Origin of the sequence: Streptomyces sp. CB01635 (genome assembly GCF_002803065.1) — a bacterium.
Taxonomy (GTDB): Bacteria; Actinomycetota; Actinomycetes; order Streptomycetales; family Streptomycetaceae; genus Streptomyces.
Genome location: NZ_NNBL01000015.1, coordinates 108,149 through 124,091, shown reverse-complemented (window position 1 = coordinate 124,091; position 15,943 = coordinate 108,149). Strand labels below are relative to the sequence as shown.

The 15,943-nt window shown below is 71.1% G+C and carries 17 protein-coding genes; 8 read left to right on the top strand and 9 right to left on the bottom strand.

What is annotated here, in order from left to right; translation table 11 throughout:
* The first annotated feature begins 460 nt into the window (after nt 1-460).
* Together CG723_RS29925 and CG723_RS29920 are read left to right on the top strand one after the other, a co-directional pair.
* Nucleotides 461-1,576: a magnesium and cobalt transport protein CorA gene (locus CG723_RS29925; RefSeq protein ID WP_100596637.1), complete on the top strand. Its 1,116-nt coding sequence runs from the start codon at nt 461-463 to the stop codon at nt 1,574-1,576.
* Between the two features lie 92 nt (nt 1,577-1,668).
* Nucleotides 1,669-2,169, top strand: a complete 501-nt coding sequence (locus CG723_RS29920; protein ID WP_100596695.1) for a hypothetical protein — start codon at nt 1,669-1,671, stop codon at nt 2,167-2,169.
* Nucleotides 2,170-2,188: 19 nt separating this feature from the next.
* On the opposite strand, the gene CG723_RS29915 is transcribed toward CG723_RS29920, so the two are convergent.
* On the bottom strand, nt 2,189-2,938 hold the full coding sequence (locus CG723_RS29915) for a hypothetical protein (RefSeq protein WP_398375694.1): 750 nt from the start codon (nt 2,936-2,938) through the stop codon (nt 2,189-2,191).
* A gap of 177 nt (nt 2,939-3,115) precedes the next feature.
* Here CG723_RS29915 and CG723_RS29910 point away from each other — a divergent pair, with 177 nt between their 5' ends.
* Genes CG723_RS29910 through CG723_RS29900 form a run of 3 tightly spaced genes read left to right on the top strand, consistent with a single transcriptional unit; the run spans nt 3,116 to nt 6,141 of the window.
* Nucleotides 3,116-4,402, top strand: a complete 1,287-nt coding sequence (locus tag CG723_RS29910; protein WP_100596636.1) for a magnesium transporter MgtE N-terminal domain-containing protein — start codon at nt 3,116-3,118, stop codon at nt 4,400-4,402.
* A complete protein-coding gene (locus CG723_RS29905) occupies nt 4,389-4,964 on the top strand; it encodes a DUF1003 domain-containing protein (RefSeq protein ID WP_100596635.1) in 576 nt (191 codons plus the stop codon). Before CG723_RS29910 ends, CG723_RS29905 begins: the two co-directional genes overlap by 14 nt.
* 43 nt (nt 4,965-5,007) lie before the next feature.
* A complete protein-coding gene (locus CG723_RS29900) occupies nt 5,008-6,141 on the top strand; it encodes an Mrp/NBP35 family ATP-binding protein (protein WP_100596634.1) in 1,134 nt (377 codons plus the stop codon).
* 66 nt (nt 6,142-6,207) lie between these two features.
* Here the strand turns inward: CG723_RS29900 and CG723_RS29895 are convergent, their stop codons facing one another.
* From CG723_RS29895 to sigE, 5 genes are all read right to left on the bottom strand, one after another.
* On the bottom strand, nt 6,208-6,876 hold the full coding sequence (locus CG723_RS29895) for a hypothetical protein (protein WP_100596633.1): 669 nt from the start codon (nt 6,874-6,876) through the stop codon (nt 6,208-6,210).
* A gap of 211 nt (nt 6,877-7,087) precedes the next feature.
* Entirely contained in the window at nt 7,088-7,540 is a 453-nt protein-coding gene (locus tag CG723_RS29890) for a sec-independent translocase (RefSeq protein ID WP_100596632.1), read from the bottom strand.
* 283 nt (nt 7,541-7,823) lie between these two features.
* Nucleotides 7,824-9,776 carry a S1C family serine protease gene (locus CG723_RS29885; protein ID WP_100596631.1) on the bottom strand — a complete coding sequence of 651 codons (1,953 nt, stop codon included), beginning with the start codon at nt 9,774-9,776 and terminating at the stop codon, nt 7,824-7,826.
* A 185-nt stretch (nt 9,777-9,961) separates the two neighbouring features.
* The gene (locus tag CG723_RS29880; protein ID WP_100596630.1) at nt 9,962-10,918 is read right to left on the bottom strand and encodes a hypothetical protein; all 957 of its coding nucleotides are present in this window, start codon (nt 10,916-10,918) and stop codon (nt 9,962-9,964) included.
* A complete protein-coding gene (gene sigE, locus CG723_RS29875) occupies nt 10,915-11,688 on the bottom strand; it encodes an RNA polymerase sigma factor SigE (protein ID WP_100596629.1) in 774 nt (257 codons plus the stop codon). The genes CG723_RS29880 and sigE overlap by 4 nt, the downstream gene beginning before the upstream one ends.
* A gap of 155 nt (nt 11,689-11,843) precedes the next feature.
* Between sigE and CG723_RS29870 the strand changes: the two genes are divergently transcribed.
* Nucleotides 11,844-12,542, top strand: coding sequence for an O-methyltransferase (locus CG723_RS29870; protein WP_100596628.1), 699 nt, complete (start codon nt 11,844-11,846; stop codon nt 12,540-12,542).
* Nucleotides 12,543-12,658: 116 nt separating this feature from the next.
* Here the strand turns inward: CG723_RS29870 and CG723_RS29865 are convergent, their stop codons facing one another.
* Entirely contained in the window at nt 12,659-12,826 is a 168-nt protein-coding gene (locus tag CG723_RS29865; protein WP_003966491.1) for a DUF3117 domain-containing protein, read from the bottom strand.
* A gap of 311 nt (nt 12,827-13,137) precedes the next feature.
* Here CG723_RS29865 and CG723_RS29860 point away from each other — a divergent pair, with 311 nt between their 5' ends.
* Nucleotides 13,138-13,941, top strand: a complete 804-nt coding sequence (locus CG723_RS29860) for an enoyl-CoA hydratase/isomerase family protein (protein ID WP_100596627.1) — start codon at nt 13,138-13,140, stop codon at nt 13,939-13,941.
* A gap of 38 nt (nt 13,942-13,979) precedes the next feature.
* Here CG723_RS29860 and CG723_RS29855 read toward each other — a convergent pair whose 3' ends face one another.
* Entirely contained in the window at nt 13,980-14,573 is a 594-nt protein-coding gene (locus CG723_RS29855; RefSeq protein WP_100596626.1) for a DNA-3-methyladenine glycosylase I, read from the bottom strand.
* On the bottom strand, nt 14,570-14,929 hold the full coding sequence (locus CG723_RS29850; protein ID WP_100596625.1) for a DivIVA domain-containing protein: 360 nt from the start codon (nt 14,927-14,929) through the stop codon (nt 14,570-14,572). The genes CG723_RS29855 and CG723_RS29850 overlap by 4 nt, the downstream gene beginning before the upstream one ends.
* Before the next feature lie 150 nt (nt 14,930-15,079).
* Here CG723_RS29850 and folP point away from each other — a divergent pair, with 150 nt between their 5' ends.
* A complete protein-coding gene (gene folP / locus CG723_RS29845) occupies nt 15,080-15,940 on the top strand; it encodes a dihydropteroate synthase (protein WP_100596624.1) in 861 nt (286 codons plus the stop codon).
* Nucleotides 15,941-15,943 lie beyond the last annotated feature (3 nt).

The window sequence follows — 15,943 nt, the reverse complement described above, 5'->3', positions numbered from 1 at the left end:
CGCGAGCATAGAACTCGTATCCAATGGGTAGAGGCTGGGCTCGCTTCTTCAGTCGGCTGATAGTCTTGGCCGCTGGTAGGGGCAGCACGCCAAGCGTTGCTTTCAAGCCCCTGACCTATATGCGTCCCCTGCGAGGGATGAGACGTCGTCCCTCACGGGGGACCGGCTGGAGGAGGTGGGGCTGCAATGGACCGAAGTCGACCGTGCAGTACCACCCGCTCTTCCGGCCACTGAGCCGCATTTTCCCGGCTTTCCGCGCACGCTCCAGTCTGTCTGCGCACCACGGAAGAGCACTTCGTTTCCGCCTGATCTGAATCAGTAGCGAAGCCGCCACCGCGCCGGTCGCGGTGCTCCCCGCTTTGTGGACGTGCACACAGGATCCGTAGTCAGGACGTCCTCATTCCGGTTAGCGCCGACCCGTATGGCCACCGGCGGCTCCCGCCCGCGAAGGAGCCTGCCCATGTCGATGATCCGTGATCTGCGTGCCGCTGTCCGCCCCGCGCCGCGCGAGACCGGCAGCACGTCAGCCCCGTACGACACCACCCGCGACCCGTCGACGTCCACGGCCGTCGTCGACTGCGCCGTCTACCGCGACGGCGCCCGCGTCCACGACAACGACTGCCTGACGCCCGCCGGCGCGATCCGCAAGGCGCGCCGCGAGGGCGGCTTCGCCTGGATCGGGCTGCACGAGCCGACCGAGTCCGAATTCGCCGGTATCGCGGCCGAGTTCGGGCTCCACCCGCTCGCCGTCGAGGACGCCGTCCACGCCCACCAGCGCCCCAAGCTGGAGCGCTACGACGACACCCTGTTCACCGTCTTCAAGACCATCCACTACGTCGAGCACGCCGAACTCACCGCGACCAGCGAGGTCGTGGAGACCGGCGAGGTGATGTGCTTCACCGGGCGGGACTTCTTCATCACCGTCCGGCACGGCGGCCAGGGCTCGCTGCGGGCGCTGCGGCACCGTCTCCAGGACGACCCCGAGCTGCTCGCCAAGGGGCCGTCCGCCGTCCTGCACGCCATCGCGGACCACGTCGTCGACGGCTATCTCGCCGTCGCCGACGCGATGCAGGACGACATCGACGAGGTCGAGACGGACGTCTTCTCGCAGACGGGCAAGGGCGCTCCGCGCGGCACCGACGCGGGGCGGATCTACCAGCTCAAGCGCGAAGTCCTGGAGTTCAAGCGGGCGGTGGCGCCGCTCCAGCGGCCCATGCAGCTGCTGAGTGAGCGGCCGATGCGGCTCGTCGACCCGGACATCCAGAAGTACTTCCGTGACGTCGCCGACCACCTCGCGCGCGTGCAGGAGCAGGTCGTCGGCTTCGACGAACTGCTCAACTCCATCCTCCAGGCCAACCTCGCGCAGGCGTCCGTCGCGCAGAACGAGGACATGCGCAAGATCACGTCCTGGGCGGCGATCATCGCCGTACCGACGATGGTCTGTGGCGTCTACGGGATGAACTTCGAGCACATGCCGGAGCTCCACTGGCGGTTCGGCTACCCGCTCGTCCTCGGTGTCACGGTCGGCGCCTGTTTCGCAATCCACCGCATCCTGAAGCGGAACGGGTGGCTCTGAATCGCACGGATAGGCTGACGCCCATGACGGATCAGGCCAGCCCCTCTCCCGACCACCACCCCTCGACGGGCCGCTCCGCGGCGGCCCTGTCGATGGACCGGGCCCTCGTCGAGGAAGCCACCAAGAAGTCCGGCCTCGTCTGGGTACGAGGCACCTCCGGCCCCGAGCGCGCCCTGTGGCACGTATGGCACGAGGGCGCGGCGAACCTGGTCGGCGACGGGCCCGGCGAGCAGCCCCTGCCCGGCCTCAGCGACGGCGGGGCGGCGACCGTCACCGTGCGCAGCAAGGACAAGGGCGGGCGCCTCGTGAGCTGGACGGCCGGCGTCGTCGAGCTCGCCCCGCACTCCGAGGGCTGGGAGGCGGCTGTCGCCGAGCTGAAGGGCAAGCGCCTGAACGCGCCGGACGGCGAGGCGATGCCGGAGCGCTGGGCACGCGAGTGCCGGGTGCTCCGCCTGGAGCCGACGGGGTCCACGGTCCCGCCGTCGTCCGACGCGCTGGCCGCCGCACCGCTCGCCACCACGGCAACCACCCGCCACGAGGCCCCCGCGGCACTCCCCCACCTCCTGCTCCGCCGCAAGCGGCGCGGGAAGTAGGGGCCTTTTCGCGAGGGCCTCAGGACGTCGGGAGCTGGGCCCCGTAGTCCACCATCTCGCCCTTGCCCGGCTCGCGGAGCGTGAAGTCCTTGCCCCAGTCGGTGAGTTGGAGCGTGCCGGCGCCGCCCGCCCGCTCCAGGCGCAGCGGGTACGGGGTGCCCTCAAGGGAGACGTCGAGCGTGCCGCCTGCGCCCTTGTCGCCGGTGAGTTCGACCGTGCGTACGCCGCCCGCCGAACCCCGGTCGCCCTTCTCCACCTTGCCGTGCAGGGTGAGCAGTCCGTCCAGGAGCGCGCCCTTGACGGTGAAGCCGCTCAGGCGTTTGTAGGCCGGGTCGCCCTGCGGGACCTTGACGTACTTGCCGTCGAGCTTGTCCGCGGCGGCCGTGTCCCCCTGCGCCGTGCCGCCCGAACCCTTGCTGCCCTGGTGCGTCCAGAAGTCCGCGTCGGCCTTGAGGAACAGGTGCTCCTTGACCCGCAGCAGCTGGAAGGTCCGGCCGGCCGTCGTGACGGATCCCGTGCCACCCTCGTCCTTGAGCCGCATGTCGATCTTGTACGAGTGTCCGCTGCTGACGACCGTGCCGGACAGGTGCACGGCCCCGGCACCCTGCGCGGCCTTGACGGTGCGGCTCTGGATCTTCGGGGCGGTCAGTTTGGCGACGCCGTTCGTGCCCGCGTCCGGATCCTCGCTGCTGCACGCCGCGAGCCCGAGGCACATCACTCCCACCAGAAAAATCCCATGGGAACGGCGGGCCAGGGGAAGTACGGTCACGGCTCGCGCTACCTCTCGTACGACGTCTTGCTCGGCGGCAGAACGGCAGCGTACCCGTGTCACCTGCGGTGAACGGAGCCAGTCCGTCCGGACGCAGCGCAAAGGCGCACGGGACCGGGACGGGCTAGCCTGAAACACACCTTCAGGACAAATGCGGATGCAAAGGAGGCGCGGCGCATGGCGGCAGGCGCGCCCCGGATCTTCGTCTCGCATCTCTCCGGCATCGCCGTCTTCGACCCCAACGGCGACATGGTGGGGCGCGTCCGCGATCTCGTCGCCATGCTGCGTGTCGGCCGCCGCCCGCCCCGGCTGCTCGGGCTCGTCGTGGAGCTCTCCACGCGGCGCCGCATCTTCCTGCCGATGACCCGCGTGACCGGCATCGAGTCCGGCCAGGTCATCACCACCGGCGTACTGAACGTGCGGCGCTTCGAGCAGCGGCCCACCGAGCGGCTCGTCCTCGGCGAGATGCTCGACCGGCGGGTGCGGCTCGTCGAGTCCGGTGAGGAGGTGACGGTCCTTGACGTCTCCATCCAGCAGTTGCCGGCGCGCAGGGACTGGGAGATCGACCGGGTCTTCGTACGGAAGGGCAAGAGCGGCGGCGCGTTCCGCCGCGCCAAGGGCGAGACGCTCACCGTCGAGTGGTCGGCCGTCGACGGGTTCTCGCTGGAGGAACACGGGCAGGGCGCCGAGAACCTCCTTGCCACGTTCGAGCAGCTTCGCCCGGCCGACCTCGCCAACGTCCTGCACCACCTCTCACCCAAGCGCCGTGCCGAGGTCGCGTCGGCCCTCACGAACGAGCGCCTCGCGGACGTCCTCGAGGAGCTGCCCGAGGACGACCAGATCGAGATCCTCGGCAAGCTCAAGGAGGAGCGCGCCGCCGACGTCCTGGAGGAGATGGACCCGGACGACGCGGCCGACCTGCTCCGCGAGCTGCCCGAGGACGACAAGGAGCGGCTGCTCGCGCTGATGCAGCCCTCTGACGCGGCCGACGTGCGGCGCCTGATGGCGTACGAGGAAAGGACGGCGGGCGGTCTGATGACGACCGAGCCGATCGTGCTGCGGCCCGACGCGACCGTCGCCGACGCGCTGGCCCGGGTCCGCAACCCCGACCTCTCCCCCGCGCTCGCCGCGCAGGTGTACGTCTGCCGGCCGCCGGACGAGACGCCCACCGGCAAGTACCTCGGCACGGTGCACTTCCAGCGGCTGCTGCGCGATCCCCCGTACACGCTGGTCTCGTCGATGCTCGACGAGGCCCTCCAGGCCCTCGCGCCGTCCGCCGCGCTCCCGGTCGTCGCCGGGTTCTTCGCGACCTACGACATGGTGGCGGCGCCCGTCGTCGACGAGAGCGGTTCGCTGCTCGGCGCGGTCACTGTGGACGACGTCCTCGACCACATGCTGCCGGAGGACTGGCGTGAGCAGGAGTTCCACCTGGCCGACGGGGAGGTGAGCCATGGCGCCGGCTGAGCGCGAGCGGGACGGCCGTCCCGAAGCCGCGCGGGCGCCGCGCTTCCGGCTCGACCTGCCGCGCCCCCCGCGCCGCAAGTTGCTGCCCGACTACGACCCGGAGGCCTTCGGACGCCTCTCGGAGCGGATCGCGCGCTTCCTGGGGACGGGCCGGTTCATCGTCTGGATGACGGTGATCATCATCGCGTGGGTCGTGTGGAACGTCTCGGCGCCGGGCAATCTGCGCTTCGACCAGTACCCGTTCATCTTCCTGACCCTGATGCTCTCGCTCCAGGCCTCGTACGCCGCTCCGCTCATCCTGCTCGCGCAGAACCGGCAGGACGACCGTGACAAGGTCAACCTCGAACAGGACCGCAAGCAGAACGAGCGGTCCATCGCCGACACCGAGTACCTCAGCCGCGAGGTCGCCGCCCTGCGCATGGGCCTCGGCGAAGTCGCCACCCGCGACTGGATCCGCTCCGAACTCCAGGACCTGCTCAAGGAGCTGGAGGACCAGCGCGTCACCTTCCCGGCGGGCTCTTCTTCCGACGCGAGTCACCGACGTGACGTAGACGACCGCTGACAGGGCTTTCCGGACAAGGGTTACCGCGCCGTACTATCGGCGTATGGCTACGGAAGACGCGGTGCGTGAAGCACTGGCGACGGTGAACGACCCCGAGATCCAGCGACCCATCACCGAGCTGGGGATGGTCAAATCTGTGGAGATCGACGCGGATGGCGCGGTCGCGGTCACCGTGTACCTCACTGTCTCCGGCTGTCCCATGCGCGAGACCATCACGAAGAACGTGACCGACGCGGTCGCGGCCGTCGAGGGCGTCACGCGCGTCGACGTCACGCTGGACGTGATGGGCGACGAGCAGCGAAAGGAGCTCGCCACCGCGCTGCGCGGCGGCACGGCCGAGCGTGAGGTGCCCTTCGCCAAGCCCGGCTCGCTGACCCGTGTGTACGCGGTGGCGTCCGGCAAGGGCGGCGTCGGCAAGTCCTCGGTGACGGTGAACCTCGCGGCCGCGATGGCCGCCGACGGCCTGAAGGTCGGCGTCGTGGACGCCGACATCTACGGCCACAGCGTGCCGCGCATGCTGGGCGCCGAGGGCCGTCCCACCCAGGTCGAGAACATGATCATGCCGCCGTCGGCGAACGGCGTGAAGGTCATCTCGATCGGCATGTTCACGCCGGGCAACGCGCCGGTCGTGTGGCGCGGCCCGATGCTGCACCGCGCACTCCAGCAGTTCCTCGCCGACGTCTTCTGGGGCGACCTGGACGTCCTGCTCCTCGACCTGCCGCCGGGCACGGGCGACATCGCGATCTCCGTCGCGCAGCTCGTCCCGAACGCGGAGATCCTCGTCGTCACGACGCCCCAGCAGGCGGCGGCCGAGGTCGCCGAGCGCGCCGGCTCCATCGCGGTCCAGACCCACCAGAAGATCGTCGGCGTCGTCGAGAACATGGCGGGGCTGCCGTGCCCGCACTGCGGCGAGATGGTCGACGTGTTCGGCACGGGCGGCGGCGAGCGCGTCGCCGAGGGCCTCACGCGGACGACCGGGGCGAACGTCCCGGTGCTCGGCTCCATCCCGATCGACGTCCGGCTGCGCGAGGGCGGCGACGAGGGCAAGCCGGTGGTCCTCACCGACCCCGACTCCCCCGCGGGCTCGGCCCTGCGTGCCATCGCCGGCAAGCTGGGCGGCCGCGCGCGCGGCCTGTCGGGCATGTCGCTGGGAATCACCCCGCGCAACAAGTTCTGACCCGCTGGGCTCAAGCCGATGGGGCACGGTCATCGCGACCGTGCCCCATCGGCGTACTCGGAGCCCCTACGCCTCGTAGGCGCCGATGTCCTTGATCATCGAGAATCCGAGGCCGTACGCGCTCATGCCGCGCCCGTACGCCCCCAGGTGCACGCCCTCCTGCGTCGACCCGGCGAGGACCCAGCCGAACTCCGACTCCCGGTAGTGGAACGGCATCGGGACGCCGTCCACCGGCAGGGACAGCGTCGTCCAGTCCGCGCTCTCGAGGTCGTCCGCGAGGGTCCACGCCGTCTCGGTCTGCTGGTCCAGCCAGTCGTCGCGCAGGGTGTGGTCCATCTGCCCCGGCCACGTGACGTTGAGCAGGCCGACTCCCGCGAGCCAGGCCGCCGAGGAGACCGAGGTCGCCTCAAGGACACCCGTACCGTCGGCGCTGCGCCGCACGGGGCTGGCCGCCACGGTCACCACGACCGCGAACCGCTCCTTGGCGTCTCTTCCTGCCGGTCCTTCGCTCCGCACGGTGGGCTCGTCGCCGTGCCCGATGGCACCGTGCTCAACGGCGCCCTCCGCCGAGGTGCCGACCTGCATCAGCCACCGCGATCCCGTGAACGCCTCGTCGAGGCCGTACCACGGGAAGGGCGCCAGCAGGTAGCCGTCGACCGTGCGCCGGGCCGTCAGGACCTCGGGGGCCCCTTCCGCCGCGGGCGCCTGCGCGCCTACCCGACTCGTCGTCTCCATGTACCCGGCCGCCTCCTCGCTCAGTCGGACCGCGGCGGCCCACCCCCCTCGGGCGTCCTCGCCACCGATCCGCGCAACAACAAGGCAGGATGCCACACCCGGGCAGGGCACCCCGGGTTCCGACAGGTACGCGGGGCGGGTCGCCGGGGCGTCCGGGCGGGCCGCCGGGGCGCTGGGCGGCGAGTCGCGACGCCGTCAGATTACGCAGGCGTCAGGTCGCGTCGGCGTCGTACGGCGGGTGGTCGTCCGCCGCCGGCTTCTCCGGCTTCTTCTGCATGTCGATCTTGGCGGGAGCCGAACCGGACGACGCGGCAGCGGCCCCGGAGCCGGACGAGGACTCGTCCGCGCTCTGCACGGCCTCCGTGACCTCGGCCATCTCCTTCTTCAGGTCGAAGCCGTTACGGATCTCTTTCAGCCCGAGCTCGTCGTTGTCCAGCTGCTTGCGGAGGAACGTCTTCGGGTTGAGGTCCTCGAACTCGAAGTCCTTGAACTCCGGGCCCAGTTCCTCACGGATGTCCCGCTTGGCGCTGTCCGAGAACTCGCGGATCTTACGGATCGTGCGCGTCACGTCCTGAATGACCTTCGGCAGCTTGTCCGGGCCGAAGACGAGCACAGCAAGAACGACGAGCGTCAGCAGCTCGAGTGGGCCTATGTCGTTGAACACCTTGCGCTCCTAGCGTGTCCTCAGGCCCGCAGCAGGTCTCCGTGGCAGGTCTTCCGGGTTCCGGACCGGGTCCACGGTACCCGGCGTTGCTGTCCGTCCGGTAGCCACTGGGCTACGTCTGGGCTCAGCCGTCGCACAAGCGCTTGCGGCCGGCGCTCCGGCAGGGAGGCGACATGGCCCCGACGAGGCCCCGGGATCGGCCTCGACCTGGCCCCGGCTCGGCCCCGCCGGAGGTCGGGGCGGGGCCATGGCGGAGCGCCTGCCGAGCGCCGCCAGTCGCCCGTCAGCTGCCGTCCGCGGAGCCGAGGACGAGGGTCACCTCGCGCTCCTTGCCGTCCCGTTCCACGGTCAGGGCCAGGCGGTCCTCGGGACGGTGAGAACGGATCTTGACGATGAGTTCCTGGGCGGAGTGGACAGGCGCCCCGTCCACCGCGGTGACGACGTCGCCGCCCTTGATCCCGGCCTTGGCGCCGGGGCCGCCCGGATTCACCGGCGAGCCGCCGTTGTTGCCCTTCGTGGCGACACGGGCTCCGTCACCCGAGTAGTCCATGTCGAGCGTGACGCCGATCACAGGGTGGGTCGCACGGCCCGTGTTGATCAGCTCCTCGGCGACGCGCTTGCCCTGGTTGATGGGGATGGCGAAGCCGAGGCCGATCGAGCCGGACTGACCGCCCTCCAGGTCCGAGCCGCTGTCGGCGGAGCGGATGGCGCTGTTGATGCCGATGACGCGGCCCTGCGAATCGACCAGCGGGCCACCCGAGTTGCCCGGGTTTATGGGTGCGTCGGTCTGCAGCGCGTCGACGTAGCTGATGTCGCTGCCGTCGCCCTTCTCGCCGCCGGCCGTGATGGGCCGCTCCTTGGCGCTGATGATCCCGGAGGTCACCGTGTTGGCCAGGTCGAAGGGGGCGCCTATGGCCACGACGGGGTCGCCGACCTGGACGTTCTCCGAGTTGCCGAGGGCGAGGGGCTTGAGCCCGCGCACGCCGGTGACCTTGACGACGGCGAGGTCGTAGCCGGAGTCGTGGCCGATCACCTCGGCCTTGGCGGTCTCGCCTCCGCTGAAGGTGACCGATATGTCACCGCTGCTGCCGGCCGGTTCGACGACGTGGTTGTTGGTGAGGATGTGGCCCTGGGCGTCGAGGACGAAACCGGTGCCGGTGCCCTGGGTGTCGGCACCGCTGACGTGGATCGTGACGACGCCCGGCAGGGCGCGGGCCGCGATTCCGGCGATGCTGTCGGGGTCGCGCTTCGCGGACTCGGCGTCGGTCTGCGGCAGTTCCACGTCGGCGGACGAGCCGTCGCGCTCCAGATACGTGCCGACGAGGCCACCGATCCCGCCCGCGACGAGCGCGACCACGGCGGTCCAGACGACCAGCAGCCGCCGCCCCCGCTTGGTCCCCCGCCGCCGCCCGTCCACGGGCGCGGGCGTTTTCCAGGGGTCATACCGCTGCCAGGGCCCTCCGGGCGGGGGCGGGTTGATCCCGGGTCCGCCGGGGACCGTACCGGGCCCCTCCGGGCCTCCTGCGAGCGGCGGTGCCCCGTGGTGCGCCTGCTGTTCGACAGGTACCGGTGCGTGATCCGCCGGGTGCGGGCCGGGCTGAGCGGCTGCGGCAGGGTGCGGGGCGTACGGGGCGGCGTGGGGTATCGGTCCGCCCGCGTACGGCGGCGGTGTGCCGTGCTCCGGCGGCGCGGGCGTGCCGTGGGCAGGGGACGGCATGGCCGTGCCCTGCGCGGGCGTGGCGGCGGCCGGGTGCTGCACCGGCGGCGCAGGCGCCCAGGGCCCGGGCTCACCGTAAGGCGGTGTGCCGTAGGGATCCGGCGCGTGCAGAGGACGTGGCCGCGCCTGCGGCACGGCACTCTGATCAACCGTCACGAGTTCACCGGGCACCCCAGCAGGTCCCTCGGCCACAACCGCATCAGCGACCGGAATGGGATCACTGGGATCTTCAGCAGCCGGGACCTCGGCAACGGCACCGCGGTGACCGGAACCCTCATCAGTACCGGCACGAGTGCCCGCAACCGACGCCCTGTCACCCGAAGCTTCACCGCTCCCGCCGAGCGCATCTGCGGTACCGGCTCCCGACGGGGACTCGGCCTCGGCCCCGGCATCCCCCGAGCCCACCGCAGGCATCGCCGCCGGCTGGGCCAGCTCGAAGTCCCCGTCATCGCGCGGAGCGCCCCCGTTGGGCCGGGGGCGGCTCCACCACTTCGCCTTTGTGGGCTTCCCCTCGTCCATCTTCCGCCGCTCTCCCCACACCTGGCCCGCGGCAACGACCCACGGGCAGCCACACGGCGATCGCCCCAGTCGGACCGCCTGTCGGCGCCGCGCTCCGGGATCGCCCGGCGGGCGCGGCCGCTCACCATGGATTCAACCAGGTTCGCGGACCGGCGCGCAGAGGGCAGGTTCAGCAGAGAGCAGGGTCAGCGGGCGGAGGCTGTGGGCGTGCCGGAGGGCGACGCCGCGGGGGCCGCCGCGAGGCTGGACCCGGGGCCGGTCTCCGGGCTCGACCCGGGGCTTTCGAATGCGGGGACGGATGTGGAGGGACGTATCAGGGGAGACAGCGTCGTGGTCCCGCTGAGGAGCGGGGCCGCGAGCGGGTAGACGGCGCTCTGCGCGCCCGGCTGCGTGGCCATGCCGGACAGCAGGGGTGCGCCCGACTCCGTGGCGGCGACCGGTGCGTTCAGCGCGCCGCCCGCCCGCTGTCCGAGCATCGGCGACATGCTCCGGCGGCGCTGTGATTCGGCCGCCGTGGCGACGCCGGCGCTCTGGGAGCGCAGTGGCGTCGCGTTGCTGCCCGAACCGCCGCCACGGACGTCACCGCCCGTGTCGGCGGGAACGCCGGTGGAGACGCCGCCGAGCGCGATCGCGGCGAGCGACACGGCACCGGCAGCGGCGAACGCGAAGCGGCGCCCGCGGGTGGCCGCGCGGTCGGCGTCACCGCGGCCGACCTCATGGATGCGGAAGCCGCGCTCCGCGGCGGGGGCGCTGGCGAGCAGTGCGTTGTGGCGGCCGGTCGGGGCGTAGCCGAAGGGGTCGGGGTCTACTCCGAAGACTCCGTTCCCGAAGCCTCTGCCGCCGAGTCCTTCCCCGCCGAACGGGGTGCCGCCGCCGTGTGAGTCGTCACCTCCCCCGGGGAGCCCCTGGAGGCGGGCCAGGAAACTCTCTGTGGGGGGCGGCGGTGCCGCCTCGGCGAAGACACTCTTCAGTCGCCGCTGTGCGTCGGCCTCGGCCTTGCACTTCGGACAGGTGGCCAGATGGGCGAGTCCCCGCTCGCGGGCGTCATGGCCCAGCTCGCCATCGACAAGGGCGGCGAGCCGGTCTCCGAGATGCTGCTCGGAGAGCTGCCGCTCGGCGGGGTCCGGACGTGATCCACTCACGCGGTCGTGCCCCCTCCTCCAAGCGCGGGAACGCCCGTGGCCGCGAGCGAGCGACGCTCGGCGCGTGCCTCGGGCGACCGGTGCTGCAGGGCCTTGCGCAGCTGCGAGCGGCCGCGGTGGATCCGGCTGCGGACCGTGCCGAGCTTGACGCCCAGGGTCGCGGCGATCTCCTCGTACGAGAGGCCTTCGATGTCGCACAGGACGACGGCCGCACGGAATTCGGGCGCGAGGGTGTCCAGCGCCTGCTGGACGTCCGCGTCGAAGTGCGTGTCGTGGAAGACCTGCTGCGGCGACGGCTCGCGGCTCGGCAGGCGCTCGGCCGCGTCGTCCCCGAGGGCGTCGAAGCGGATGCGCTGCTTGCGGCGCACCATGTCGAGGAAGAGGTTCGTGGTGATGCGGTGCAGCCAGCCCTCGAAGGTGCCGGGCGTGTACGTCGACAGCGAGCGGAAGACGCGGACGAAGACTTCCTGTGTGAGGTCCTCGGCGTCGTGCTGGTTACCCGTCAGACGGTAGGCGAGGCGGTAGACCCGGCCGCTGTGCGTGCTGACGATCTCCTCCCAGGTCGGGGGAGTCCACGCCTGCGATTCCGCATCAGCTGCGAAGGTCGCGGTCTGCGCGGGACGGGCGGCGTTGGAACGGTCAGCGGTGTTGGTCACGGATTTCGGCTCACCCGCCGACCTGAGAAAGCGCCGCAGCACTCCTCCCCGATCCACAGGCGCAGCCGCACCTCCCCTGTCAGCTCTGGTGGTGTCCAGTGGAGCCCCTACCATAGCCACCTCGCCCGTTAGCTCCGGATAAGCGTTTTTACTGAGATTTGCCTGAGGACGCCGGGCGCTTCGCCTGCGCTGTTTGGTCTGTCGGTCCACCGGCCACCCCGCGCTCTTTCCCACGCCGTTCTCTCCTGTCCTCTTAAACGCCCGGTCCCATCTGCGAGTTCCCGCCACCAACGGATACAGTCACGCGCAGGCAACCACGGGGACAGGAGAGGGCCATTACCGGCAACCGGCAGACGAGCTGGGCGTTCGCCGACGCCTTTGTCGCCGAGGACGACGCGCTGCGCTGGGCCCGGGACCGGGCCCGTGAGGCCGGCACCCGCCCGGTGTCCCCCGGCGCGGGCGCCGCGCTGCGGATGCTCGCTGCCACCGTGGGCGCCAAGGCGGTGGCCGAGATCGGCACGGGGACCGGGGTGTCCGGAATCCATCTGCTGCACGGCATGCGGCCCGACGGCGTCCTGACCACGGTGGATCCGGAGCCGGAGCGGCAGCAGTTTGCCCGGGAGGCGTTCCGCGCCGCCGGATTCGCGAGCAATCGGGCGCGTTTCATCCCCGGACGGGCCCTCGACGTGCTGCCGCGGCTCGCTGACAGCGGCTACGACCTCGTCTTCTGCGACGGCGACCGCACCGAGTGCCTCGACTACCTCGCTGAATCGTTGCGCCTGCTGCGTCCCGGCGGGCTCGTCTGTTTCGAAGGCGTCTTCGCCGACGGCCGGACGGTCGATTCCGGTCCCCAGCCGGTGGAGGTCCTGCGGATGCGGGAGCTGCTGCGGGCGGTGCGTGAGGCGCAGGATCTGGTGCCTTCGCTACTCCCGGTCGGCGACGGGCTGCTCTGCGCCGTCAAGCGCTGACGCCGCGTCCCCAGCCCCGTAAATGATCTTCCATACATGCTCTGACCTGTGGATACACGACTGCCCCGGCACCGCTTGCGGTACCGGGGCAGTCGACAGGTATGGTCGCTTCCGCGTTAGCCGACGACCTTCTTGAGGGCATCGCCGAGTGCATCGGCCTCGTCCGGAGTCAGCTCGACGACAAGCCGACCGCCGCCTTCGAGCGGAACGCGCATGACGATGCCCCGCCCCTCCTTGGTCACCTCGAGCGGGCCGTCGCCCGTCCGCGGCTTCATGGCCGCCATGCTCGTTCCCCTTCCTGAAACCAGCTCATCGCAGCCGACAACCCAGGTGTCACCGGCATCGAACACATTGCTTCTTGGCCATTATCCCGCATCGCGGGACCCGATGACCAACTTCGGTCTGCATCGCTTGCACAACGCGCTTGAGCAAAACCACTCAATTCGGCGCTGTGACTGCGATACTGCGCGTCCTTCACGACTCCGCCGAGACTTTTTTCTTTGACGCAGGTCACATGCGCGGGCTCCGCCGCACACCGTGATCTCCGTCATGCTGAGCACTGACGACGACCGAGCGGCACCAGTTGGAGGGTTCCATGGCCGACAGCGTTCTCTACGAGGTGAGCGACGGGCTCGCGACCATCACGCTCAACCGCCCCGAGGCGATGAACGCGATGAACACCGAGTCCAAGGTCGCCTTCCGGGACGCGGCGCAGGCAGCCGCGGCGGACGGTGCGGTACGGGCCGTGCTGCTCACCGCCGCGGGCGACCGCGCGTTCTGTGTGGGCCAGGACCTCAAAGAGCACGTGGGCTCCCTGATGGCCGACCGCGAGGCGGGCACGGGCCGCACGATGAACACCGTGCGCGAGCACTACAACCCGATCCTGCGGGCCCTGACGCAGATGCCGAAGCCCGTAGTGGCCGCGGTCAACGGTGTTGCCGCGGGGGCCGGTTTCGGCTTCGCGCTCGCCGCCGACTACCGGATCGTCTCGGACACGGCTGCCTTCAACACGTCCTTCGCGGGCGTCGCCCTGACCGCGGACTCGGGGGTGTCCTGGACGCTGCCGCGCGTCGTGGGCCCCGGGCGCGCCGCCGACCTGCTGCTGTTCCCGCGCTCGGTGAAGGCGCAGGAGGCGTACGAGCTCGGGATCGCGAACCGGGTCGTGCCCGCGGGCGAACTGGCCGAGGAGGCGCGGAAGCTGGCGCGTTCGCTGGCAGAGGGGCCGACGCTGGCGTACGCGGCGCTGAAGGAGTCCCTCGCCTTCGCGGCGGGTCACACCCTGGACGAGTCCCTCGACAAGGAGGACGAACTCCAGTCGAGGGCGGGCGCGTCGGAGGACCACGCCATCGCGGTCCAGGCGTTCATCGCCAAGGAGAAGCCCAAGTACCTGGGCCGGTAGGACGCATGCGTGGCCCGTGGCGTGTGTGAGGTCCGTCCTCAGCGCTTGCGGGCCATGCAGTCCACCAAGTGGTCGTCGACCAGGCCGCAGGCCTGCATGAGCGCGTACGCCGTCGTCGGGCCGACGAAGCGCAGGCCGCGCTTCTTGAGCGCCTTGGACAGGGCCGTCGACTCGTCCGTGATCGCGGGTACGTCTCCGATGACGCGCGGCGCCGGGCGGGCGGCCGGGTCCGGGGCGTGCGACCAGATGAGGGTGTCGAGCTCGCCCTCGGGCCAGTCTGCGAGCACGCGCGCGTTGGCCAGCGTCGCGTCGATCTTGGCGCGGTTGCGGATGATGCCCTCGTCGGCGAGGAGCCGCTCGCGGTCGGTGTCCGTGAACGCGGCCACGTCGGAGATCTTGAACCCGGCGAACGCGGCGCGGAAACCCTCGCGGCGGCGCAGGATCGTGATCCAGGACAGGCCGGACTGGAACGCCTCCAGGGAGACCCGCTCGAACAGCGCGTCGTCGCCGTGGACGGGGCGGCCCCACTCCTCGTCGTGATACTTCACGTAGTCCTCGGTGGACAGGCCCCACGGGCAGCGCAGCGCCCCGTCCGGGCCCGGTACGGCGCCGCCGGCGCTCTCGTCGCTCACTGGTGGCCCTCTCCGGGGTGCCGGCCGAAACCGGGTCCCTGGGGTCGCATCTGGGCCCGCGCGCCCGACAGCGCGATCTCGAGGTCGGAGATCCGCTGGTCCCGCTCGGCGAGCTCGGCGCCGAGCCGCCCGAGGGCGTCGTCCACCTCTGCCATGCGGTACCCGCGCAGCGCGACGGGCAGGCGCAGGGCCTCCACGTCGGCACGGCCGACGGGCCGGTCGTGGGGCAGCGGGTCGGTGAACTGCTCGGGCGGCGCCTCCGGGAGCGCCCCGCTCTCGCCGCCGCCGAGCACGGCGAGCGTCACCGCGCCGACGACCACGACGAGCGCGACGACCAGAAACAAGAACATGACCATCTTCGCTGTCCCCTGGCTCGAAGCCTGGATCCGGTCCCGATCCCGGTCCGGAAACTGTCAGGGTCCGATCGTGCCATGAGGGTGTGACAGTTAAGGTCGCAGGCGACCGGTCGACAGGTTTCACAGCAGCCACAAGGAGAGTCACAGGGGATGCTCAGGCTTGGCCCGCGCGAGTTCGGCGCACACGAGCCGGTGATCATGGCGATCGTGAACCGGACCCCTGACTCGTTCTACGACCAGGGTTCGACGTTCCACGACGAGCCCGCTCTCACCCGGGTCGAACAGGCCGTGGCGGAGGGCGCCGCGATCATCGACATCGGCGGGGTCAAGGCGGGCCCCGGCGACGAGGTGAGCGCGCAGGAGGAGGCCCGCCGCACGGTCGGCTTCGTGGCCGAGGTGCGCCGCCGCTTCCCGGACGTCGTCATCAGCGTCGACACCTGGCGGCACGACGTGGGCGAGGCGGTCTGCGAGGCCGGCGCCGATGTCCTGAACGACGCGTGGGGCGGCGTCGACCCCAAGCTGGCGGAGGTCGCGGCGCGTTACGGGAAGGGCCTGGTCTGCACGCACGCGGGCGGCGCCGAACCGCGTACGCGCCCGCACCGTGTCGCGTACGACGACGTGATGGCGGACATCCTTGACGTGACCGTGGGGCTCGCCGAGCGGGCCGTCGCGCTGGGGGTGCCGCGCGAGTCTGTGCTCATCGACCCGGGGCACGACTTCGGCAAGAACACCCGGCACAGCCTGGAGGCGACGCGCAGGCTGGGCGAGATGGTGGAGACGGGCTGGCCGGTCCTGGTGTCGCTGTCGAACAAGGACTTCGTCGGCGAGACGCTCGACCGGCCGGTCAAGGAGCGGGTGATCGGGACGCTGGCCACGACGGCGGTGTCGGCGTGGCTGGGCGCGCAGGTGTACCGGGTCCACGAGGTGGCCGAGACCAGGCAGGTGCTCGACATGGTCGCCACCATCGCCGGCCACCGGCCCCCGGCGGTCGCCCGCCGAGGGCTCGCCTAGGCG